Annotated in this window: 15 protein-coding genes; 11 read left to right on the top strand and 4 right to left on the bottom strand. The window is 35.0% G+C overall.

All coding sequences use genetic code 11. The annotated features are described in order from the left end of the window. Positions 1 to 995: 995 nt before the first annotated feature. The 10 genes from EHC72_RS01905 (at position 996) to EHC72_RS01860 (ending at position 12,655) form a co-directional block, all read left to right on the top strand. Complete coding sequence (locus EHC72_RS01905; protein ID WP_131535785.1) at positions 996 to 1,928, top strand: outer membrane protein assembly factor BamD; 933 nt, start codon at positions 996 to 998, stop codon at positions 1,926 to 1,928. A 3-nt stretch (positions 1,929 to 1,931) separates the two neighbouring features. After that, positions 1,932 to 2,258, top strand: a complete 327-nt coding sequence (locus EHC72_RS01900; RefSeq protein ID WP_131535784.1) for a DNA-directed RNA polymerase subunit omega — start codon at positions 1,932 to 1,934, stop codon at positions 2,256 to 2,258. An 80-nt stretch (positions 2,259 to 2,338) separates the two neighbouring features. Next, positions 2,339 to 3,532, top strand: a complete 1,194-nt coding sequence (gene coaBC / locus EHC72_RS01895) for a bifunctional phosphopantothenoylcysteine decarboxylase/phosphopantothenate--cysteine ligase CoaBC (protein WP_131535783.1) — start codon at positions 2,339 to 2,341, stop codon at positions 3,530 to 3,532. Further along, positions 3,533 to 4,426, top strand: coding sequence for a type IX secretion system protein PorD (porD, locus tag EHC72_RS01890; RefSeq protein WP_131535782.1), 894 nt, complete (start codon positions 3,533 to 3,535; stop codon positions 4,424 to 4,426). A 465-nt stretch (positions 4,427 to 4,891) separates the two neighbouring features. Then, positions 4,892 to 5,263 carry a BlaI/MecI/CopY family transcriptional regulator gene (locus EHC72_RS01885; protein WP_131535781.1) on the top strand — a complete coding sequence of 124 codons (372 nt, stop codon included), beginning with the start codon at positions 4,892 to 4,894 and terminating at the stop codon, positions 5,261 to 5,263. A gap of 64 nt (positions 5,264 to 5,327) precedes the next feature. Beyond that, positions 5,328 to 7,142, top strand: coding sequence for a M56 family metallopeptidase (locus EHC72_RS01880; RefSeq protein WP_131535780.1), 1,815 nt, complete (start codon positions 5,328 to 5,330; stop codon positions 7,140 to 7,142). A 115-nt stretch (positions 7,143 to 7,257) separates the two neighbouring features. After that, entirely contained in the window at positions 7,258 to 8,910 is a 1,653-nt protein-coding gene (gene recN, locus EHC72_RS01875; RefSeq protein ID WP_131535779.1) for a DNA repair protein RecN, read from the top strand. Between the two features lie 53 nt (positions 8,911 to 8,963). Next, complete coding sequence (locus EHC72_RS01870; RefSeq protein ID WP_131535778.1) at positions 8,964 to 10,190, top strand: carboxypeptidase-like regulatory domain-containing protein; 1,227 nt, start codon at positions 8,964 to 8,966, stop codon at positions 10,188 to 10,190. A 93-nt stretch (positions 10,191 to 10,283) separates the two neighbouring features. Beyond that, a complete protein-coding gene (locus EHC72_RS01865) occupies positions 10,284 to 11,516 on the top strand; it encodes a carboxypeptidase-like regulatory domain-containing protein (RefSeq protein WP_131535777.1) in 1,233 nt (410 codons plus the stop codon). A 71-nt stretch (positions 11,517 to 11,587) separates the two neighbouring features. After that, positions 11,588 to 12,655 (top strand): PA0069 family radical SAM protein, encoded by a 1,068-nt coding sequence (locus tag EHC72_RS01860; RefSeq protein WP_131535776.1) that lies wholly within the window; start codon positions 11,588 to 11,590, stop codon positions 12,653 to 12,655. An 11-nt stretch (positions 12,656 to 12,666) separates the two neighbouring features. Here the strand turns inward: EHC72_RS01860 and EHC72_RS01855 are convergent, their stop codons facing one another. The 4 genes from EHC72_RS01855 to EHC72_RS01840 form a co-directional block, all read right to left on the bottom strand. After that, entirely contained in the window at positions 12,667 to 13,170 is a 504-nt protein-coding gene (locus tag EHC72_RS01855; protein ID WP_131535775.1) for a CAP domain-containing protein, read from the bottom strand. Between the two features lie 163 nt (positions 13,171 to 13,333). Continuing rightward, positions 13,334 to 15,883 carry an ATP-dependent Clp protease ATP-binding subunit gene (locus EHC72_RS01850; protein ID WP_131535774.1) on the bottom strand — a complete coding sequence of 850 codons (2,550 nt, stop codon included), beginning with the start codon at positions 15,881 to 15,883 and terminating at the stop codon, positions 13,334 to 13,336. Between the two features lie 523 nt (positions 15,884 to 16,406). After that, positions 16,407 to 18,287, bottom strand: coding sequence for a RagB/SusD family nutrient uptake outer membrane protein (locus EHC72_RS01845; protein WP_131535773.1), 1,881 nt, complete (start codon positions 18,285 to 18,287; stop codon positions 16,407 to 16,409). Between the two features lie 11 nt (positions 18,288 to 18,298). Next, the gene (locus EHC72_RS01840) at positions 18,299 to 21,385 is read right to left on the bottom strand and encodes a SusC/RagA family TonB-linked outer membrane protein (RefSeq protein ID WP_131535772.1); all 3,087 of its coding nucleotides are present in this window, start codon (positions 21,383 to 21,385) and stop codon (positions 18,299 to 18,301) included. Positions 21,386 to 21,931: 546 nt separating this feature from the next. Here EHC72_RS01840 and ettA point away from each other — a divergent pair. Beyond that, positions 21,932 to 23,608, top strand: a complete 1,677-nt coding sequence (ettA, locus tag EHC72_RS01835) for an energy-dependent translational throttle protein EttA (protein ID WP_131535771.1) — start codon at positions 21,932 to 21,934, stop codon at positions 23,606 to 23,608. Positions 23,609 to 24,699: the final 1,091 nt, after the last annotated feature.

The following is a 24,699-nucleotide window of genomic DNA, read 5'->3' as shown; positions in this document are numbered from 1 at the left end:
CGTTTATTTCAATCTTTTTTTATTCCCTTCCGCAACATCCGCTGCTTCTGGATCCCTTCGTTTCCGTTTGGGATTGCAAAGGTAGAAAAACTTTTTTAATCCGCAAGAAAAATAAAATCTTTTTTTTCTTTTGTTTTACCGGCTTAGTCCGCTTAAAGCTTTCTTAAACCCCGTTTTTCCCATTCCTTCAATTCTAATCTCTCTTCACCTTTTCTCTAGCTTACCGTCCTTCCGAACCGGGCTGCAAAGGTAGCAATCTTTTATTCAATCGCAACTTTTATTTGAAAATAATTATCGCTCTCTCTTTTCAACCACTCACCCTCTTTTCCTCTTCCTCCGAAGCGGGTTGCAAAAGTAGAAAAATTATCCAAAACAGCAAAGCTAACACACCCTTTATTTCACCTAAACATCCTAACAGCATGGTTTTCAAGCTTAAAAAATAAATCATAACCCCAAACTTTTTTAGTCAATGGGTGTTTGGGGCTATTAATCCAGTAAAAACGTTATAATTCTATTAAATTACATAGGTAAACCCTGCTACTTTATATATTAATAGTATGCACAGTTTATTTTCAACTATAAAAAATTAGTTTACCAAGGCAAAAAATTACTCAACCGTATACTATATATACTATACTAAAGAAAAATAACCAATGAAATACCCTACCCGACTGAAATAAACCCGACCTGAATGGAAAACCCGCATCCCGAGGTTTTATCGGGAGAGGATTTGAAATGGTGGGCGGGACTAAATGTTAATAGCACCACCAAATTGATTTTCACAAAAATAAGCTTATTGTCAAATACAATTTAATAACAACCTATATATATACTATAAGTAATGGAATTAGAAATGTACCTCAATGAGGTTTTAAGCTTCGTATATATAATAATGTTAAAATTTGTTAAGTGTTTGAAAGGACTAATTGCTTTGCATAGCTTAGCGGTCAATTGTTTTATATTGATGTTATCGTATTATTAATTATCTTTGCAGAATGTTTAAAGTTAAACACTTAATTATTTTAGTATTTGTTGCCGCTTTGGGTATGGCGGGTTGTAAGAGCCGTTTCGAAAAACTTAGGGCTAGTAATGACGTAGCTAAAAAGTACCAGGAGGCCCTTCGTTTGTATAATAAAAGGGATTATAGTAAGGCATTGGTTCTTTTTGAGGATCTTTCTCAAAAATATCGTGGGCGTGCTGAGGCTGAGGATTTGAACTATTATTATGCTTATACACTATATAGATTAAGCGATTATACTACAGCAAGATATCAATTTAAGAGCTTTGCGGATACTTATCCTGCAAGTAAAAATGCTGAGGAGGCTCGCTACATGGGTGCTTATTGCTACTATTTAGAATCGCCTTCATTCTCTTTGGATCAGGAAAATACTTATAAAGCGATAGATGCTTTGCAGTTGTTTATCAACTTATACCCTACTAGTGAGCGTGCGGCAGCGGCAAGTAAATATATAGCTATATTGAGAGGTAAACTTGAAGATAAAGCTTTTGCTAATGCGAAGATGTATTTAACTACTGGCCCTAGTAATGTAGATAATTATAGAGCTGCAGTTATTGCTTTAAAAAATGCTCAGAGAGACTATCCTGATATTAAGTATGCAGAGGAAATGGACTTTTTGATGATTAAATCGCAATATTTATATGCGAAAAACAGTTATGCTGTTCGTCAGGAAGACCGTTATAATGAGGCTTTGGCTTTATATGATGAATTTACAGAGCACCATCCTGAAAGTAAATTTACTAATGACGCTAAACAATTAAAGCAAGATATAGAAAGTGGTTTAGTTGTAGCAAAACAAGAATTGGCTGATTATGCTGCTCAAGAGGCAAAGTATAAAGAAATGCTAATAAGAACTGGTAAGTTAAAAGATACCAATACCGTTAATAATACCGATAAAAAAAACAAGTAACACATGAATACTAACAAACCTGCTGTACCTAATACTACGGTTACCAGAAATGTACACGATTTAGACAGAACAACTGATAATCTTTACGAATCTTTAGTTGTGATTGCTAAAAGAGCAAACCAGATTTCTAATAATATGAAAGAGGAATTGCATGGTAAACTTGCAGAATTTGCTTCAAGCAACGATAACTTAGAAGAGATTTTCGAAAACCGTGAGCAAATTGAAATCAGCAAGCACTACGAACGTATGCCTAAACCTGTTTTAGTTGCTATTGATGAGTTTTTGAATGAGAAGATTTATCACAGAAATCCTGCTAAAGAACAAAAGTAATTAGCATAGCGCATGGCGTTTAGAGCATGGCGTTTTTATGCATTACGCTCTATGCTCTATGCTTAATGTCCTCTGCTTGTATGCTTAAAAATAAAAACATTATCCTTGGCGTTTGCGGTAGCATTGCAGCTTATAAATCGGCATTTCTTGTTCGGTTATTTGTTAAAGCTGGTGCAAACGTTAAGGTTATTCTTACCCCTGATGGCGCAAATTTCATTACGCCACTTACTCTTGCTACACTTTCTAAAAACCCAGTATATACGCAGTATTTCGAAGAGGAAACTGGTGTATGGAGTAATCATGTAGAATTAGGTCTTTGGGCAGATTTAATGATTATTGCTCCAATAAGTGCCAACACACTAGCCAAACTTTCTAATGGAATTTGTGATAATTTATTAACTGCGGTTTATCTTTCGGCAAAATGTCCGGTTTATGTTGCGCCGGCAATGGACCTTGACATGTGGAAACACGAGAGCACGCAGCAAAACATAGAAAGAGTTATCAGTTTTGGAAATACAGTAATTGCACCTGCAAGCGGCGAATTGGCGAGCGGTTTATTTGGCGAAGGCAGAATGGCTGAACCAGAAGAGATTGTTTCTTTTCTTGATGAAGCCATTAAAAAAAGCATGCCCCTTTTTGGAAAAAAAGCATTGGTAACTGCTGGTCCAACTTATGAAGCTATTGATCCGGTACGTTTTATAGGAAATCATTCTTCTGGAAAAATGGGATTTGCAATAGCAGATGAACTAACAAGATTAGGTGCAGATGTTATACTTATTTCAGGACCTAGTGCACAAAAATCAAATTTTCCAATTAAACGAATAGATGTGGTAAGTGCCCAGGATATGTTTAATGCATGCACTTCCATTTTCGAAGAAACGGATATTACTGTAATGTGCGCTGCTGTTGCAGATTATCGTCCGAAGATAGTTGCAACCCAAAAAATAAAAAAGCAGGAAAGTGAATTCACTCTTGAACTTGAAAAAACCATTGATGTACTGGCTTCTTTAGGAAAGATCAAAAAGGAAAATCAAACTTTAGTTGGCTTTGCTTTAGAAACAAATGATGAAGAGAACTATGCAAAAGGCAAACTAGAAAAGAAAAATCTTGATCTTATTGTACTTAATTCATTAAATGATAAAGGAGCAGGTTTTAAATCAGATACAAATAAAATTACTATTTTTAACAAAGCATTTGAACGGACGGTGTTTGATACAAAATCGAAAACTGAGGTTGCCAAAGACATTTGTGAAGCTATTTTAAAGATTATATAAATGATAAAGAGAATTGTTTGCTTGTTGATGTTAATTGGTATTGGGAAAATACAGGCCCAAGAACTTAATGCAAGAGTTACCTTGCTTGCTCCGCAAGTTTCTAACATTAGCAAACCAACGCTTGATGCTTTGCAAAAAACAATTCGGGATTTTTTAAATAATAATAAATTTAGCAACGAAAGTTATCAACCACAAGAGCGTATAGATTGCAATTTGATTATTACCATTAACTCTTGGGATGGTGGTTCTGGTTATACAGCTGAAGCTCAAATTCAAAGTAGCCGCCCTGTTTTCAACAGTACTTACAACAGTACATTATTAAATATGAGCGATAAAAACTTTGACTTTAGTTTTAATGATGGCTCCACAATTGATTTCTCCGATCAAAATTATATTTCTAACATTAGTGCCTTATTAACTTATTATGCCTACACTATTATAGGTATAGATAAAGATAGTTTTAGTAAGATGGGTGGAACACCTTATTTCAAAAAGGCACAAAACATATTAAACCTTGCGCAAGCATCTGGCAATACCGGATGGAAAGCCGCTGATGGTTTACGTAACCGCTTTTGGTTTAACGAAAATGTACTTAACCCTATCTTTGGCGAGTTACGTAACTTTGTTTACAGCTACCATTTAAGTGGGTTAGATCAATTAACGGATAATGATAAGGGCTTAACACAAATTATGGCTGCCCTACCTGCACTACAACAAATGGATAAGCAAAAGTTAGGGTCTATTTTTCCTAACGTATATTTCGCAGCTAAAGCGGAAGAGATCACAAATGTACTCTCTAAGTTAAATCCTCAAGAAAGAATCAGAGCTTATAATATGCTAGCCGAAATTGACCCTGCAAATATTGGTAAATACGAGGGCCTTAAGAAAAATTAATCCTTTACGCTTTTATAGTTTCTAAACACTAAAAAGGTATTTATTTGTTACTATTTGCTTTCTTCCGATCAGTTTATTTTCTGAATTACCTTTAACTATTTAGCGGTACCGATAAAACAAAATGTTTAGTTGCCATTAAAGAAGATCAACTTCCATGGATTCAAGTATCTGACATTAAAAAGGAAAACGAGGCAGCCGCTCTATATGGCGTCACAACTATACCAGAAAAAGTTCTTACTTGTCCTACTGGAAAAGTAATTGAAAAGGATATTAAAGGAAAAGAATTACTTGATAAACTGGCTGATCTAGTTGCTTCCAAATAATAAGCGGTAAGAAAACAAGTTAAAATCTACTCTACGATAACTTAAAAGCTATTTTTTTTAAAAAAATTGATAAAACATTTTGATTATACGAATATCTTCGTACATTTGAATACGAAATAATTCGTAGAACGATTGTAACAAAATGAGTAATACCGGAATCAAACCAACAGAGGGTGAAATGGAAATATTGCAAGTACTTTGGGAAAAAGGAAATGCAACAGTAAGGGATGTTCATGAGGCTTTGAACAAAAAAGATTCTGGCTATACCACTACTTTAAAACTTATGCAAATTATGCATGAAAAAGGAATGGTAGAAAGAGATACAAACCAAAAAACACATATTTATAAAGCACTTGTAAATCGTGATAAAACGGAGAAACAGTTGGTGACAAAAATGATTGATAATGTGTTTAATGGTTCGGCTGCCAGATTAGTGATGCAAGCTTTGGGTAACCACAGCGCCAGTACAGATGAAATAGAAGAAATTAAAAAATATTTGGATAGCCTTAAATAGCCCCTTCCCAAAAAAAAGTAACGTAAATAGTATTTATCAGTTTTTAATAAAATAAACAATAAGCATGGAAACTTTAGTACCACAATTTATCAAAGCATTTGGCTGGAGCATCATAAACTCCCTTTGGCAGTGCGCCCTGATTTACGGAGTATTGTTCATCTTATTATACAGTTTACCAAAGCTGGCTTCAAAATATAAACATAATATGGCATTTGGTTCTATTGTGCTAATGTTTCTTTGCTTTGCATACAATGTAGGAAATCAAATGTTTTCAAACCTTCCGAAGCAAGCTAACGGGGTATTGATTCAAAACCAAGAAGTTTTACAGTACTTAAATAATATCCCTCAAACTTTGAGTAATAAAGCAGAGCAATATTTTCCAATTGTTGTTGCGTTTTATATCCTTGGAATTGTACTACAACTTATCATTATTTTGAAAGGATACAAGCAACTGGCTAAATTTAAAAACGAGTCTCTAAGTTCTGTTCCAGAAGAATGGAAAGTGCTTTTCGAAAAGGTAATTTCAAACTTAAAGATCAAGAAAAAAATACGCTTCCATTTATCGGAGATTGTTAACGTTCCCTTGGTTATTGGATATTTAAAGCCTATTGTATTGTTTCCTGTCGCATTGGTAAATCAGCTGGATGCCGATCAAGTTGAGGCCATATTAATACATGAACTTTCGCATATCCGCAGAAACGATTTCTTACTAAATCTAATTAAAACTGCCATAGAGACTATATTATTTTTTAATCCTTTTGTATGGCTTGCAGGCAGATTTATACACATAGAAAGAGAGCACTCGTGCGATGATTTAGTTTTAAAATTTACGGGCAAACCGCTTAATTATGCCCATGCCCTACTCAAATTAGAATTATTAAAAGATAAAAATACACCTGCATATGCTATGGCTGCTACAGGTAAAACTCAAAATTTATATCAACGCATAAAAAGAATAACCAACATGAAAACGAACTATTTAAACACCAAACAACAAATGGCTGCCTTAACTTTAGGTATTGCCTGTTTATTTTCAATTGCCTGGATAAATCCTGCTGAAAAGAAAAAAGAAGCTATAAAGGCGATAAATACTTATGTATTAAACACTAATAATGATTATGCAAAAACTATCGCTTACACGGATACCACAAAAAGAAAAAAAGTTAAAATTGTAACTGTTGATGCTAAAGGCAAAAAAACAGAATACAGTTCATTTAATGAAATGCCTGATAGCCTTAGAAACGGCTTTAAAGGAAGTATCTATTTTGGTAAAGGCTATAATTATAATATCGACAGCAATAATATTGTAATAAACTTAGATACTGCGGCTTTTTCTTCAATTTACAAACAATTTAGCTCTCCTGAGTGGAAAGCACAGATGGCGGCAATTCAGAAAAATGCAGTTCAAATTGCAAAACATTATGATTCACCAGAATGGAAAGCTAGCATAGAAAAAATCCAAAAAAATGCATTATCTGCTGCTAAAATATATGATTCGCCAGAGTGGAAAGCTAATATAGAAAAGCTTGAGAAAAATGCAATCTCTATTTCAAAACAATATGATTCTCCTGAATGGAAAGCTAGCATAGAAAAAATCCAAAAAAATGCAGTAGAGATTGGCAAAAAATATGACAGTCCTGAATGGAAAGCTAATTTAGAAAAGATACAAAAGAGTGCTGCGGAAATGACAAAGGAATTTAATTCTCCTGAATGGAAGCAAAAAATGAAAGAAATGAAAGAATTCCAAGATTCGAAAGAATATCAGGAGTTGAGGAAAAAATTCGATAAAGATGTTCAGGAATTGAAGGAGAAGAAAGAAAAAACTGAAAGAAAAGAGAAACCAGAGCAGAAAGAACAAAAAGAAGCTCAACAAAACTAATACAACCACACAAACTATAAACTTAAAGCGAAGAAATCTCTTCGCTTTTTTTGTTTGAAAAAATCTCACTCCTTTTTAAAACCTACAAGCTTAATTGTTTATTTTCGCAATAGTTATGCTACAAAAACTTTCTATACGTAATTACGCATTAATTGATAGCCTTGATATTGAATTTGATAAAGGCTTAAATATCATTACCGGTGAAACTGGAGCGGGTAAATCTATCATTTTGGGTGCCCTTTCTTTAATTTTAGGTCAACGGGCAGAAAGCAAATACTTTTTTAACCAAGATAAAAAATGTGTTATTGAAGGTAGCTTTTTGTTGGCAGATGAAAATTTAAGACTCCTATTTGAGGAACAGGATCTTGATTTTTTCAATGAGAATACTTTACGACGTGAGATTTCCATTGATGGAAAATCAAGAGCTTTTATTAACGATACACCTGTTAATCTCACCATTTTAAAGCAGATTGGCGAAAAATTAATTGATATTCATTCTCAGCATGCTACGCAGGAAGTTAATGATCCAGATTTCCAACTGTTAATTGTTGATGCACTTGCCAATCATACCACTTTACTTTTTGAATATAGAGCAGGTTTTAAAAAATTAAAACAAGATCATAACCGATTAAAAAAATTAATTAGCGAAGCTGATGAAGCTCGTAATAAACAAGATTATGAACAGTTTTTATTTAATGAATTGGAGCAAGCCAATTTAAAGGAAGGAGAGCAAGAAGATTTAGAATTAGAGCTTGAACGCTTAACACACGCCGAAACAATTAAAAGAGGACTAATTACTGCCACTGGTTTACTAACTGAAAGCGAACCTTCAGCGTTGCAATTGCTAAAAGAATCATCTATTCAACTACAAAGTATAGAAAAATTTGATCCTGCTATTAACGTTTTGTACGAACGTTTACGCTCGGCCATTATAGAAATTAAGGATGTGGCGGATGAAACTACTTCCATAGAAAGTAACACTTTACACAATGCGGAACGGTTAGAATCTATAAATGAACGATTAGATTTGTTTTACACGCTTCAACAAAAACATCGTGTTGCAAATAATAAAGAACTAATTGAAATACAGCAGCAGCTAGAAAATAATTTAAATCAATTACTTTCTTCTGATGAAGCTATTGAAAAATTAACAAAAGAAACTGAAAAGCTGAAGTTAGATTTAACTAAACAGGCAGAACAGTTAAGTGCAAATCGTAAAAAAGCAATTAAGCTTGTTGAAGAACAAACGGCTAATACTTTGAAAAAAGTTGGTATGCCAAGTGCAAAACTAGTTTTAGAGCAAAAGCGATCAGCTGATTTAAATAAAGATGGATCAGATGAAATTACCTTACTTTTTACTGCAAATGCAGGTCAAGCACCTGCTCCAGTAAATAAAGTTGCATCCGGTGGGGAGTTATCTCGCTTAATGCTGGCGATTAAAGGATTACTGGCAAAACATACTTCGTTGCCTACAATTATTTTTGATGAAATTGATACGGGTATTTCTGGAGAAACCGCATTAAAAGTTGGAGAAGTAATTGCAGAACTTGGAGAAAATATGCAGGTAATTTCCATTACTCATTTACCACAAATTGCAGCAAAAGGAAAATCACATTACTTTGTTCATAAAAATGAAGCCAGCGGAAAAACAACTACAGGAATTAGAAAATTAAAACAAGAAGAACGAATTGAAGCCATTGCAGAAATGCTAAGTGGTAAAAATCCTGGCGCATCAGCAATAGAAAATGCTAAAGAATTGCTAGGATAGCAAAAAAATAAATCCATTCAAATATAAACTAAAAAATTAGTTTATATTTGAATATGAGAAAAATCTTACCTCTTCTTTTATTTCTTCATATTTCGATATTTGCTTTTGCACAACAAAGTTTTATACTGAGTGGAACGGTAAAAGATAATGGTGGTAATCCACTTCCTGGCGCTGGTGTATATATTAGTGGCTATAAAATTGCTACTTCAACTAATGAGAATGGCACTTTTTCTCTAAATCTAAAACCTGGAAACTACGATGTTCTGGTTCAAATGATCGGTTATAAAGCAACGAATACTAATGTAGTTTTAAGCGATAAGGATAAGAATATCCAAATTAAATTGGAGGAAAATTCCGTTCAGTTAAATGAAGTTACAATAAAAGCTGACCCCAATCGACTTAGATACATTAAGATTTTTACAGATTATTTTGTTGGTACAACTCCAAATGCGCAACAATGCAAAATTTTAAATCCTGAGATTTTATATGTCGATTACGACGAAGATGAACAGGCTTTAAAAGTAAAAACGACGGATTTTTTAATTATTGAGAACAGGGCGCTTGGTTATCGGATTAAATATTTGGTTAATAATTTTGAATATAATTACAAAAGTAGAATTATTTACTATGAAGGTTATCCCTATTATGAAGATTTGAAAGGATCAACCGGAAGATTAAAAAAGTGGGCTGAAAAAAGATTAACAGCATACCAAGGCTCATCCCAACATTTTTTCACTTCGTTATACAATGAAAAAGCAACTGAAGAAGGTTTTATTATTCATAAATTGAGTAGAATAAAGAATCCAGAAAAGCCTTCAGATGCGGTAATAACAAGCAAAATGAAGCAATTTATGCCTACTGATAAAAATGCAACTATTCGCATTGGGCATGGTAACGATTCGTTAAGTTACTGGGCAGGAAAAAAAAGAATGCCTGAAAGTATCGCCGTTCTTAATCGTCAACTTGTTACGCCAGATACCTTGGTTCATCAATATAATAATATTTTTAAGTATGTAAATTTCACGGATGTGCTTTACGTAATTTACACCAAAGAAAGAGAAGATCATACTTATGGCAGTTTATTAAATACATCAATTACAAGACCATTAGACATTCCAGATTATCAAATATCATTAATAAACACACTGGTTTCGCCAATTTACTTCTATCAAAACGGAGCACCATATAATCCACGATCGATGCTTTTTGAGGGTTACTGGGCATGGGAAAAAATAGCTGATAGTGTACCGATGGATTACTCGCCTCCAAAGAAACAATAACGCCCTGATCCCATTATTTAACCAAATGTTAAAATTGTTAAAAATCTTTTTAGATTTTAATAAATATTCAGCGTTTTGGCTACATTCGCTTCCATGATTAAAAGCCTTTTGGTAGCCCTTATTTTGTTTGTTTTGGGCACCAATGCATTCGCTCAAAATACTTTTACCATAAGTGGTGTGGTTAAAGATAACAGGGAAAGTTTACCCGGTGCAGGTGTGTACCTAAGTGGCTACAAAGTATCTACCGTGGCAGATAATGATGGAAGATTTAAAATTAGCAACCTTAAACCTGGAAGTTATGATATTCTGGTTCAAATGGTTGGATACCTTCCCTACTCAAAAAGTGTAATTATATCTGATAAATCCGTTCAACTTGAATTAATTTTAAAAGAAAATACTGTTCAATTAGGCGAAGTGGTTATTCGTGCAGATCCTAACAGACAAAAATATATCAATCAGTTTAAAGAGTTTTTCATTGGTAAAACTCCTAATGCTCAACAATGTAAAATATTGAATCCACAGGTTTTAAATGTAGATTTCGATGTTACAAAAAGTACTTTAACCGTAAGCACTACCGAGTTTTTAATTGTTGAAAATAAAGCTCTTGGATATCGCTTAAAGTATATGCTCGATCATTTTGAGTACAATTCCAGAACACGCATTATTTATTATTCTGGTCATCCTTTTTTCGAAGAACTGAAGGCCTCTGCCGCAAAGAAAAAGAAATACATTGCAGCAAGAGAAGCTGCTTATTATGGTTCTTCTCAACATTTTTTTAGAGCTCTTTATGCTGATAAAATTAAAGAAGAAGGATTTATACTCACCAAGATGATTAAAATCCCAAACCCTAATCGTTACCCCGAAGCAGTTATAAACGAAAATCTTTTTAAAATTAAAACGTTGCCAGAAAAAACAGGAATTAGGAAAACAGCTGGTAAAGTTGATACCGCCTTACTTGCATTTTGGACTAAGCAAAAAGAGATGCCCAAAACGATTGATAAATTTAGTCGGGCAGAATTGTTAACAGATACTTTGGTGCATGATTATAATCAAAATCTAAAATGGTTGAACTATACAGATGCCCTTTGCGTACAATATACTAAAGAAAAAGAATCTCTGGAATATTCTAAAACAGGTTTTTGGATTTTCAGACCTTTAGATGTTCCTGAAAATGAAATCTCTGTTGTCAATTTAATGGAAGGTCCAGTACGTTTTTATGAAAACGGAGGCATTTATGATTCTCGATCATTACTTTTTGAAGGCTATTGGGCTTACGAAAAAATAGCCGATATGGTTCCTATGGATTATATTCCACTAAAAAAATAATTTACTAATTTTAGTATAAATACTTTTCAACAGTTATTAAAATTACTAATATTTTTAGTAATTTTAATCTTATGATTGGGGATGATGATAAACAATATTTTAGGGGCCGTGGTGCTCAGGTTAATCCGCACAATAAGTTTTTAAAAGACGATTACGTAAAAGAACATATTGAAGGCATAGATGACTGGGAAGAAAGCGATCATAAAACAACTTTTCTATTCGAAAACTCTAAAACCATTGTAAACAAAGTAGAAAGTCCTGATGTTGGCATGGATTATTCCTTAAATCCATATCAGGGATGCGAGCACGGCTGTACTTATTGTTATGCTCGTAATGCACACCAATATTGGGGTTATAGCGCTGGATTGGATTTTGAAAGAAAAATTATTGTTAAAAAAGATGCCCCAGCCCTTTTCAAAAAATTTCTGGAGAAGAAAGGTTGGGATGCCACAACAATTTCTTTATCCGGAAATACAGATTGCTATCAACCAGCAGAACGAAAATTTAGATTGACGAGACAGTTATTGGAAGTTGCATTAGAATATAAACAACCCATTGGCATGATAACCAAAAACTCTTTAATTTTAAGAGATAAGGATATTCTGCAAGAAATGGCTAAGCTAAATCTTTGCATGGTTTATCTATCTATTAATAGTTTAAACGAAAACTTAAGGCAAGCAATGGAACCCAGAACTACTACTGCTAAGCAGCGTATTAAAGTTGTAGAGGAGTTAAGTAAGCTTAATATTCCGGTCGGTGTAATGGTTGCACCATTGGTACCAGGGCTAAGCGACCATGAAATCCCATCTGTTTTAAAAACTGTTGCAAATGCTGGTGCCGTAAGAGCTGGTTATACTATTGTGAGGTTAAATGGTGCAATTGGTCAAATATTTGAAGACTGGCTGAAGAAGAATTTTCCTGATCGGTTTGATAAAGTATGGCATATGATTCAAAATTGCCATAATGGAAATGTTAACGACAGCCGTTTTGGAGAAAGAATGCGTGGTGGCGGAAATATTGCCCAAATGATAAGAGATACATTCAGGCTTCATTGCAAGTTAAACGGCCTAAACATTAAAAATATTGAGTTAAATCATAGCATCTTTAAAGTACCAGGCTCCCAAATGACTTTATTTTAAGTGATAATATTTTACCTCTTACCAAAATCCTGTGTCCAAAAAACACCTTGCCTTGCTGCGCCCATTTCGGTTACCTGAGCATTCATAATATTTTTACAGTGTCCTTCGCTTTTAAGCCAATCATTAAAAACTTGTTGTTCGGTAGTTTGGCCTTGTGCGATATTCTCTCCATAAGCTACCCACTTATAACCAAAAGTAGTTAATCTTTGCCCAGGGTTTTGCCCGTTTGATGAATCATGCGATAAAACATTTTTATCGGCCATATCTTTACTATGACTTATGGCAGCAGAAGCAAGTGTATTATTCCATACTAACGTAGGAACTGGAGGCATAACAGTTGTACCACAATTACATCCCGCAGCACGGGTATCATTTACAAGTTTTAATAATAAATCATTGTTAATATTTGTGACAACTGTTTTATCGATTTCAACAGTTTTAGTATCAGACGATTTTTTACAAGAGAATGCAAAACATACTGCAAGGCATACTAATGGGAAATAGATGAATTTCATAAATAGGGATTTGATGACCCTAAAATAAGTGGTTTTTTATAAAAATAAGATAATTGAATAAATTAAATCTATAGAACATTAATCATCCAATTTTATAGTTACGTAGAGGAATAGGAAAAAGCAATTATAAAAAAAGCTCCGAATTAAAATCCGGAGCTTTTTTTTATTTACTTGAAGAATCTTCTTCTTTCGATTCTTCTTTTTTAGATTCGCCTTTTCTATGGTGAATAGAAATTAGTTCTGTTTCTTTATCGTAATCGATTTCTAAAACATCCCCTTCGGTTAATTCACCTTTCAGGATTTCCTCTGCAATTGGATCTTCTAAATACTTTTGGATCGCTCTTTTTAGTGGACGGGCTCCAAAATTACTATCGAAACCTTTTTCAGCAATGTATTCTTTAGCATTTTCAGTTAAAGCAATTTCGTAACCTAAGTTATGAACGCGACCGAATAAAGCTTTTAATTCAATATCAATGATTTTGAAAATCTCATCTTTACCTAAGCTGTTGAATACAACTACATCATCAACACGGTTTAAAAATTCAGGTGCAAAAGCACGTTTTAAAGCACTTTCAATTACACCACGACTGTGAGATTCTGCTTGATTGGTTTTTGCTGAAGTAGAGAAACCAACACCTTGACCAAAATCTTTCAACTGGCGGGCACCGATATTTGAAGTCATAATGATGATTGTATTTCTAAAATCAACTTTACGGCCTAAACTATCTGTTAATTGTCCTTCATCTAAAACCTGCAATAATATATTGAATACATCTGGATGGGCTTTTTCAATCTCATCCAACAAGATTACAGCATAAGGTTTTCTTCTAACTTTTTCAGTTAATTGTCCACCCTCTTCGTAACCAACATATCCTGGAGGCGCACCCACTAAACGTGAAACTGCAAATTTCTCCATATATTCACTCATGTCGATTTGAATTAATGAATCATCACTATCAAACATGAAACGGGCAAGTTCTTTTGCTAATTCAGTTTTACCAACACCAGTAGGACCCAAGAAAATAAATGAACCAATTGGTTTTTTAGGATCTTTTAATCCCGCTCTAGTACGTTGAATAGCTTTTGTTAATTTCTTAATCGCATCATCCTGTCCGATAATTTTTTCAGCAACTTTATCGTACATATTTAATAACTTTTGGCTATCTGTTTGTCCAACACGTTGCACCGGAATACCAGTCATCATTGCCACTACTTCGGCTACATTATCTTCTGATACTTCGTAACGTTTAGTTTTGGTTTCTGCTTCCCACTCCGCTTTAGCTTTATCTAATTCTTCAATTAAATTTTTCTCTGTATCGCGAAGTTTTGCTGCTTCTTCATATTTCTGACTGCGAACTACTTTGTTTTTCTCTAACTTAATATCTTCGATTTTAGCTTCGATATCAATAATGTTTTGAGGAACATGAATATTGGTTAAATGCACTCTTGATCCAGCTTCATCTAAGGCATCAATAGCTTTATCAGGTAAGAAACGGTCAGAAATATAACGTGATGTTAAAGTAACACAGGCCAAAATTGCCTCATCTGTATAAGTTACACCGTGGTGTTCTTCATACTTATCTTTAATACGGGTTAAAATTTCTACAGTTTCATCTGGTGTTGCAGGCTCTACCATTACTTTTTGGAAACGACGATCTAAAGCACCATCTTTTTCGATGTATTGACGGTACTCATCTAAAGTTGTTGCACCAATACATTGAATTTCTCCTCTAGCTAATGCCGGTTTAAACATGTTTGAAGCGTCTAAAGAGCCTGATGCGCCACCTGCACCAACAATGGTATGAATCTCATCAATGAATAAGATCACATCTGTTGATTTTTCAAGTTCGTTCATTACCGCTTTCATGCGTTCTTCAAACTGACCACGATATTTTGTACCAGCAACAAGGGAAGCTAAATCTAAAGTAACTACGCGTTTGTTAAATAAAACACGAGAAACTTTGCGTTGCACAATGCGTAAGGCTAAACCTTCTGCAATGGCAGATTTACCAACTCCTGGCTCTCCAATTAAAATCGGGTTGTTCTTTTTACGACGGGATAAAATTTGAGACACACGCTCAATTTCTTTCTCTCGACCAACAATTGGATCTAAACGACCTTCTTCTGCGGCCTTAGTTAAATCACGACCGAAGTTATCTAAAACAGGTGTTTTGGATTTAATATCAGAAACTTTTTTAGGTGTGCTAAAAGCTTCATCTTCGCGATAATCATCATCGCCACCTGTTGAGGCGCTATTAGAGATATCATCTCTGAAACCGTTTTTGTTCACTTCTACCTCCTGTTTAAAAACATCATAAGTAACGCCGTATTGCAATAAAATTTGCGAGGCGATGTTATCATCATCTCTCAAAACCGAAAGCAATAAGTGTTCGGTACCAATTAAGTCACTTTTAAATATCTTAGCTTCTAAGTAAGTAATCTTTAAAACTTTTTCTGCTTGTTTCGTTAAAGGAATATTTCCAAGATTAACGGTAACACTCGAAGTACCACGAACGGCATCTTCAATTGAGCGGCGTAATTTACCGGTATCAACTCCTAACGATCGTAAAATTTTTATAGCCATACCATCCCCTTCGCGGATGAGGCCCAACAATAAATGTTCGGTACCAATGTAATCGTGCCCTAAACGCAAGGCCTCTTCTCTACTAAAAGAGATTACATCTTTAACCTGTGGTGAAAATTTTGCTTCCATAATACCTTTCTTAAACAGCTCGCCACTAATCTATAAAATAACTTTATAAAAACGAACGTGCTGTTTTGTTTATTTTATCAACAATTGCGCCATATCAGTGGATAAAAGGCAGATAAACAAAAAACCAATGCAATAAAAATAGTAATAATATATAGTTAAGGCACCTACTCCATTTACGTAAAAAGCCTTTTTATGGGTTTTGAAAAAGGATAATTTAGGTTAACACAACATTAAATTCATATTGTCGGTTTTTTGTAAGGATTATAACAGAGCAATAACCTGACAATTTGTTGCTTTTTCTTAATGCAATTTACAACATTTGACAGGAAATCTCAGATAATGTGACATCTTTTAACAAAATCTATTCTATATTTTGAAACATTGATATAACTCATCTCTTTATAAGCCAAGTATATTTTTAACTTTTGGAAAGCTGATTTTGTTTTAAAATACACGATCGTAATCAAGCTAATGGATAAAACGCGATACAATTTTGCATCGCGTTTTTATTATTTGAGTTAATTTAAGGAATTTTATCCAGCGCCGCCACATTAGTTTCGTAACCTGTATATCCTTTATTTTGGTTGATATGGCCATTTGTATTAAACCTTTGAGCAGTTGAAGGTACTGGCCAAAGTACGTGGTATGGCGAAATTTTATAGTTTACACCTGAAATGGTCGGTACTTTATTTTTATAAAAATCATTTTTTTCAATAATTCGGTCATAGAAAAAATTATTGTCAGAAAAATTAGCTAATGCATAACTTTTTCCGTTATAAGCAGTTTTGCCAGTAATAGCAAAAATATAGGCAATTCTGGTAAGTTCCGTTTTACGAGGTTCCTCATAATATAATTCTCTCGCTCGCTCATCTAAAATAGTACCGATGTTAATGGTTGATGCATCGGTTAAAATTTTTGCATTCGCTCTTGATCTAACTTCATTAATATCGGCCATTGCCGCAGCCACATTTCCTTTCCAATAGTTCGCCTCCGCTCTTAATAGGTAAGTTTCTGCAAGTCTGAAAATATACCAATCTGTATTTGTTCCTCTCGGTGGAGACCAATATTTATCTATTGCCAACGCATTAGTAGAGTTAATAAAGGTTTTGTAATGAGGCCAGCCAAAAAAGTGACGAATAGAATCCAAACCTTTATTTAAGAACATATTATTAATATTTGCTGGTGTCATATCAACCAATGGTTTACCATACAAAGCTTTTTCGGTGGCATTTGTTGAGTTTTTGAGGGCTGGATTATTATAAACCAAATCTGTCATATTCATCCACATTCCTGGTGCATGACGAAAATCTGTATCATCTGTCCAAATATACTTTGTACTATACGGTGTGCCGCGATATCTGCCAATACCTCTACCATACATTAAAGTAAGTGGAATTTCAACACCTGTTCCATCAACAATTGCAGGGTTTGATCCAGATGGGGTTCTTAAATTTGCAAAATGCCATGCAGGCACACAATTACGCATTACCTGCGAACCTAAATCTGTGAATCCAGCAAGGGCTTCTCTATCAATAGTAAGAAATAAAGCTTCTCTATTTGTTGCAATTGCTTTATTATCCATTCTATGTAAATCCCAAACTACATTTTTCGTGGCGTCTCCGGCTGTACTACCAAATCGGTTTCTCATTAATGAGTACTTTCCACCATTGATTACATTATTTGCCGATGTAATTGCGGCATCAAAATCGCCTAGAGATAAATTTACTTTTGTTAACAAATGACTAACAGCTCCTTTAGTTACTTCGCCCCTATTAACATTATCAGTTACCCACTGCTCTGCAAATAAAAGGTCTTCTTGCATCTTTTTAAGGATTACTTCACGTTTGGTTGAATAATAATCAAGCTTTGGCGAAGTAAGGTCTTTGAGGATTAATGGCACATCTCCAAACTGATTTACCAAACGGTAATACCAATAAGCACGGTAAAAATATGCTGATCCTAAAATTGAATTTCGTTCGGCTGCATCTTTAAATGTTACATTATCTATATAAGTAATGACGGTATTTGCGTACCGGATGCCTTTGAAACCTTCTGTCCAATAAAATCCTATTCTATTAAAATCAGGATTATCAAGGTTTCCATCAGGTGTAACTCGGGTATCCATATCCTGGGCCTGCGTACTTTTATCAGTAGTACCATCAACGGCAACTTCCGAAAAAATTGATTCGGTGACAATTGGAGCCATATCTCCGGTAAATTCTCTTCGTACATTAGATGCCATTCCCGCAAGTGCGGCTTTCATCGCTGTAACACTTGTTAAAGATGTTTCAGGTTCAAATTTAGAAAGTAGGTTTGAGTCGAGATATGATTTTTTGCATCCATTTGCTGAAAGTAAAATTGCAGCGCACAAAAAAGGTGCAATTTTTTTATATAAAGTTTTCATATTCATTTAATTTAAAAAGACACGTTTAAACCGAGGGTATAAATTCTTGGTACAGGAACGGGGTTACCATTTTCATCGGCAGCTTGAGGATCCCATTGATTCCACTTTTGTGTATAAACTGCTGCATTTGAAACATTACAGTATATTTTGGCACTTTGAATTTTTACCTTTTCTAACAGAGATTTAGAAAAACTATATGATAGCGCAACAGTATTTAACCTTATATAAGAACTTTTACGGTATACATTAAATGTGGTACCACTCAGCCCTGAGTTTAATCTTGCGTAATCATTAATCGGGTTTACGGAGGTCCAATAGGGTGTAATATATGAGCTGGTACGACCCAGCCCTACACCACCAGGTTGATTCTTACCTTGGTTATCAATTCGTTGTTGGCCCCAGCTTGAAACTAACTGAAAAGAGAAATCTATGCTTTTAAAAATATTGAAATCGTTTCTTATTGACCAATTAAACCTTGGGCTACGATAGCCGATAAATTGTTTATCAGCATCATTATACACATGATTTCCGTCTACATCTTCAAGTTTATAATCTCCAGGCTTTATACCTTTGTTAAACTTATTGGCCTCCGTCACTTCATTTTCTTGCCAAACGCCGAGTATTTTATATTCCCAAATTACATCTACATCCTTACCTATAAACCAACCATTTCCAGGATCGTTGTTTGGAGTTGCCAAAGCCACAATTTTGTTTCTATTTAAAGAAAAATTTATTCCTGTATTCCAAATTATGTTACCGCTGGTGATGTTTTTACTGGTTAAACCTAATTCTATTCCTCGGTTATTTACCCTACCCAGATTTGCAATTACATTAGAATATCCTGAAACATTGGGTAAGGCCTGGCTAATTAACAGATCAGAAGTTTTCTTATTGTACAAATCAATAGAGCCACTGATTCGGTTTTTTAAAATACCAAAATCTAATCCTAAATTGAGTGATTTTGTTTTCTCCCACTCCAAATTCGGATTACCTAGGCGAGAACTATTTACCACCGTATTTACCTCTCCTGCTGCCCCACTCCCATTAACAGTTTGATATTTTCCCCCATCCAAAGTTTGAATAGAAACGTATGGATCAATTGCATTGTTGACATCACGAATTTCTCGGTTTCCGTTAATACCATAAGAGATGCGAAGTTTTCCATAATCAAGCCAACTGATATTTTTCATAAAGCTTTCTTCACTGAATGACCAGGCAAAAGCTGCCGCAGGAAAATTAGCTCGTTTTTTTGTTGCACCAAAAGCTGAATACCCATCTCTACGGATTGAAAGTGTTAATGCGTACTTACTTAAATAGGAATAATTAATTCTAGCCATCAGTGCATCGCCTGTAAAAGCTTTATCATCACTGGATACCGTTGGTTTATTTCCGCTGCCAATATTGTGATAACCCAAAATATCGGTGGGTGCAAAACCCTCATTCCCTGCCATGGTATACCATGCTTGATATTTTTCGGCATTTGCCAACAATGTTATATCAATGTTATGATTTTTAGCAAAGGTTTTATTCCATTTTAATAAATTATCTAATTGCCAATTATACCGGTTTTCTTCTGCTCTTGTTGCAGAGCCGCCGGGAGTAGTAACATTGGGATTTTGGGATGAAAGGTGGTTAAAAGTACGATACATATCCAAACCAGGGCTAAAGTTAAGCTGGTAAGTTATCCCAAATGGTAATGCAAGCCTACTATAAATGCTACCAAATAATGTACTTTGTTTTTGTAAACGTGAATTGTAAGTAGAATTTAAAAATGGATTTCTTGCATTTAAACCGTTATCGTCTGTAGGGATTCTTCGCAACGATCCGTTCGAATTGTAATAATCACCGTAAGGAGAAAGATCGGTAAGTTGCGTCCAATCGGCTTCAATAGCCCCTTCATCTCTATCTGCAAATTGCATGTTCATGCCAAGCGTTAAAAATTTTGCTGCTTTTCCTTCTAAATTTATTCTAGTACGAAAAGTGCTAAATCCACCTCCAGCAATAATGCTTTCATTTTTTAAATAACCTAAAGACATATAATAGGTTAATTCCTCTTTTTTACCGGCCATGCTTAATGTATGATCCTGACGTTGACCAGTTCGAAATAATAAATCATACCAATCAATAGTTTTGCCTAAGTTATAATTTGCTTTCTCGTTGGTTAGTAAACCTAAACGAGTTAACCATAAGTCAGTTGGGTTTGTAGTAGTTTGCCCGTTAAGCCATTGCGTAAGCGTTATTCCTGATGGCAAATTATTAGGATCATTGTAAATATATGCTGGATTTACCCCGCCACTTCTTGCAACATCGGCACGCCAATTTAAAAAGCCCGGGCCATCATAAACAGGTTGATTTTGAGCTAAAGTTGCGAATCCAAAATTGGTATTTATGGTAATTGTTGGTGTGCCGCTTTTACCTTTTTTAGTTGTAATTGCAACCACTCCTGTAGCTGCTTTAGCCCCATAAACAGCTAATGAACTTGCATCTTTTAAAACATCGACAGATTCAATGTCATTGGGATTAATATCAGAAAGCTGACCAATAAAAATCACACCATCAAGCACAATTAAAGGGCTTGTTGTACCTGTTAGGGTAGTTTTGCCTCTTACTAATAAGTCGCCCCCACCCTTTGGGCTGTTATTAAGCCCAACATTTAACCCAGGAATATTTCCTCGCAAAATATCTGTCACACTATTTGGATTTTCATTTTCCAGTTGCGCAGCTTTTACGCTGGATACGGCCCCCGTAACATCCTTTTTTTTCGCAGTTCCATAACCGATAACCACAACATCAGTTAAATCGTTTACAGATTCTAGGAGCAAAACATTAATGGATGTGCGGTTGTTAACAGCAATTTCTTGTGGTATAAATCCAACGGCAGAATAAACTAAAATTGGATTACCAGAAACAGTAATAGAATATGTTCCCTCTATGGTGGATGAAACACCCGTTTTTGAATTTTTAATTGTGATTGAAACCCCAGGAATTGGAGCACCATTTTTGTCTTTAATCGTTCCTTTGATGCTAGTATCTTGTGCGTTAACTAGTGTACAAAAGAAAAATAAGAGACCGATTAATACGGTAACTTTTCTTTTCATTTTTATTTGGTTAGTAAATTGGATTGGATTTTCCAGTAAAAAAAATGCATTATGATCTACAGATCATTCGATTTTTAGGAGGGATATGAAATAATTGCTAAAAAAAACCTGCAATATCTTTTATTTAACGTTTAAAATGATTGGCTAACAATCAAAAAAACTGAAAAAGAAATTGCAAATATTATTTATACACTAACTTCATTGATAAAAATCTGACTTATAATCAGCAAAATAAATTATTATTATTTATACTTAAAATAAAGGTAATTATACAAACTTATCAATCTAGTAATTATCCTAACAGATTATATAGATTGTTGCCGGAAATTGATTTCAAACGATAGAAATAATTTAACGGTTAGGTAATAATCATTTCGTGGGTTAAACTAAATTTAAAAATTGATAATACCTACAAAGCGCTTTTTTATAGCCACGTTGTTTTTATCTTTGCGCTAAATAAATTTTCAATATTATTTATTGAGCATTTTTTATTCGTTTAATTGACACATTTAAAAAAGAGCGTTTATCGCTTTATAGAAATACTTTATGGATGAAAAAATAATTTTTTCAATGGCGGGTGTAAATAAGATTTACCCACCACAAAAACAGGTTTTAAAAAACATTTACCTTTCTTTCTTCTACGGTGCAAAAATCGGTGTTATTGGTTTAAATGGTTCTGGTAAATCATCATTACTAAAAATTATCGCTGGTTTAGATAAGGCTTATCAAGGTGAGGTGGTTTTTTCGCCGGGTTATTCTGTAGGATATTTGGCACAAGAGCCAATCCTTGACCCTGAAAAAACTGTGCGTGAGGTTGTTGAGGAAGGTGTTGCTGAGGTAACTGCTATTTTAAAAGAATATGAAGAGGTAAACGAGGCGTTTGGTTTAGAAGAAAACTATTCAGACCCTGATGCCATGGATAAATTAATGGCCAGACAGGGGGAGCTTCAAGATAAAATTGACGCTTTAGGCGCTTGGGAAATAGATTCTAAACTTGAAAGAGCGATGGATGCCTTACGTTGCCCTGATCCTGAAACTAAAATAGGTGTACTTTCTGGGGGTGAGCGCCGCCGTGTTGCCATGTGCCGCTTGCTATTGCAACATCCTGATGTTTTATTACTGGATGAGCCTACCAACCACTTGGATGCTGAAAGTATTGATTGGTTGGAGCAATTTTTACAAAATTACGAGGGTACAGTTATTGCCGTAACCCACGATAGATATTTCTTGGATAATGTTGCGGGTTGGATTTTAGAGCTAGATCGTGGTGAAGGTATTCCGTGGAAAGGAAATTACAGCAGCTGGTTAGATCAAAAAGCTAAACGTTTATCTCAGGAGGAAAAAACAGAAAGCAAACGTCAAAAAACTTTAGAGCGTGAATTAGAATGGGTGCGTATGGCTCCAAAAGCTCGCCATGCAAAATCTAAAGCACGTTTGGCAAATTATGATAAACTGGCATCGGAAGATGGAAAAGAAAGAGAAGATAAATTGGAATTGTTTATTCCGGCAGGGCCACGTTTGGGTAATGTTGTAATCGAAGCTACAAATGTGACCAAAGCGTACGGTGATAAAATTTTGTTCGATAACCTTAACTTTTCTTTGCCACCTGCGGGTATTGTTGGAATTATTGGCCCAAATGGTGCAGGTAAAACAACTTTATTTCGTTTAATTACAGGACAGGAAGAAGCTGATGCCGGAACTTTCCGCGTTGGTGAAACCGTTGAATTGGGTTATGTAGATCAAATGCATAATGATTTAGATGCTGATAAAACTGTTTACGAAAACATTACCGATGGCTTAGATAATATCCAATTGGGTACAAAAGCAGTTAATGGTCGTGCTTATGTTTCTAAATTCAACTTTAATGGTGGCGATCAGCAGAAAAAAGTAGGTATTCTTTCTGGTGGTGAGCGTAACCGTGTACACTTGGCTATTACTTTGAAAAAAGGTGCTAACGTACTTTTACTGGATGAGCCTACCAACGATATTGATGTAAATACGCTCCGTGCTTTAGAGGAAGCACTAGAAAACTTTGGTGGCTGTGCAGTAGTGATTAGTCACGATAGATGGTTTTTAGATAGAATCTGTACGCATATTCTTGCTTTTGAAGGAAATTCTGAAGTTTATTTCTTCGAAGGAAACTACTCTGATTACGAAGAAAACAGAAAGAAACGTTTAGGCGATGTTACGCCGAAGCGAATTAGATATAAAAAATTAGATTAGTAGAAAAGTCCTGATGAAAGTCAGGATTTTTTTGTTTAATAAGGTTTTAGGTAGCATTTTACCTGTCGGTGTTATCACCGTACCATTTAAATGTGTCCATTGCAGCCTCAGATGAGCTCCCGACGACCGGATTCTCTCCATTGCAGCCTCAGATGAGCTCCCGACGACCGGATTCTCTCCATTGCAGCCTCAGATGAGCTCCCGACGACCGGATTCTCTCCATTGCAGCCTCAGATGAGCTCCCGACGACCGGATCAAGCTGTTCGAGATGTTAGCTTTTCAGCGCATCTCGTACTATTGATAAAACAGGATTTTCAAATCCTGAAGGTCATTTATAGATTTACTTATTTACGGGTTCACAGAACCCTTTTTATTGTTAATTCGAGATGCCTGCAGAACATCTCAAACAGCTGACCGGATTCTCTCCATCGCAGCCTCAGATAAGCCCCGACGACTGGTTCCCGACGACCGGATTCTCCCGGTGTACACCTCTACAATGCTTACGATTATACCTGCGTTCGCTATTATCACCGTATCATTTAATTTGATCTAAGCAATGTGTTATGATTTTTTGGAAACTATTGTCTGTAGATTTTGGCTAATGCAGCCCCGCCCTTTGCTAAATTCCGATAGAAAAATCGGAATACCGCTGTTGGTCGGGTTTATTTAACAACGGCAGCAAGAATTGGGAACATTAAGTGCACAAACTTGGTATCTAAACAAGCTGTTCGAGATGTTAGCTTTTTCAGCGCATCTCGTACTATTGATAAAACAGGATTTTCAAATTCTGAAGGTCATTTATAGCTTTACTTATTTAAGGGTTCACAGAACCCTTTTTATTGTTAATTCGAGATGCCTGCGGAACATCTCGAACAGCTGAAATTTACCAAATCAAGGGCACAATCTTTATCTCTAAACCGGATTGAAACGGCATCCCGATTTTTTTCTATCGGGATACAGTGCAAAGCAGGACTTCAATTGCCACAAGAGCCGAAGCGTTCATTTCCAAATTCTAATATAAAAGTCCTCACCCTGGATTTATTTTGGGGTTCTTGTAGCATGAAAGATGCCGAAATAAATTTTGCACGACG

Origin of the sequence: Pedobacter nototheniae (assembly GCF_004335085.1) — a bacterium.
Lineage (GTDB): Bacteria > Bacteroidota > Bacteroidia > Sphingobacteriales > Sphingobacteriaceae > Pedobacter > Pedobacter nototheniae.
The sequence above is the reverse complement of the archived record's forward strand: the minus strand, read 5'-3'. Positions and strand labels throughout refer to the sequence as shown.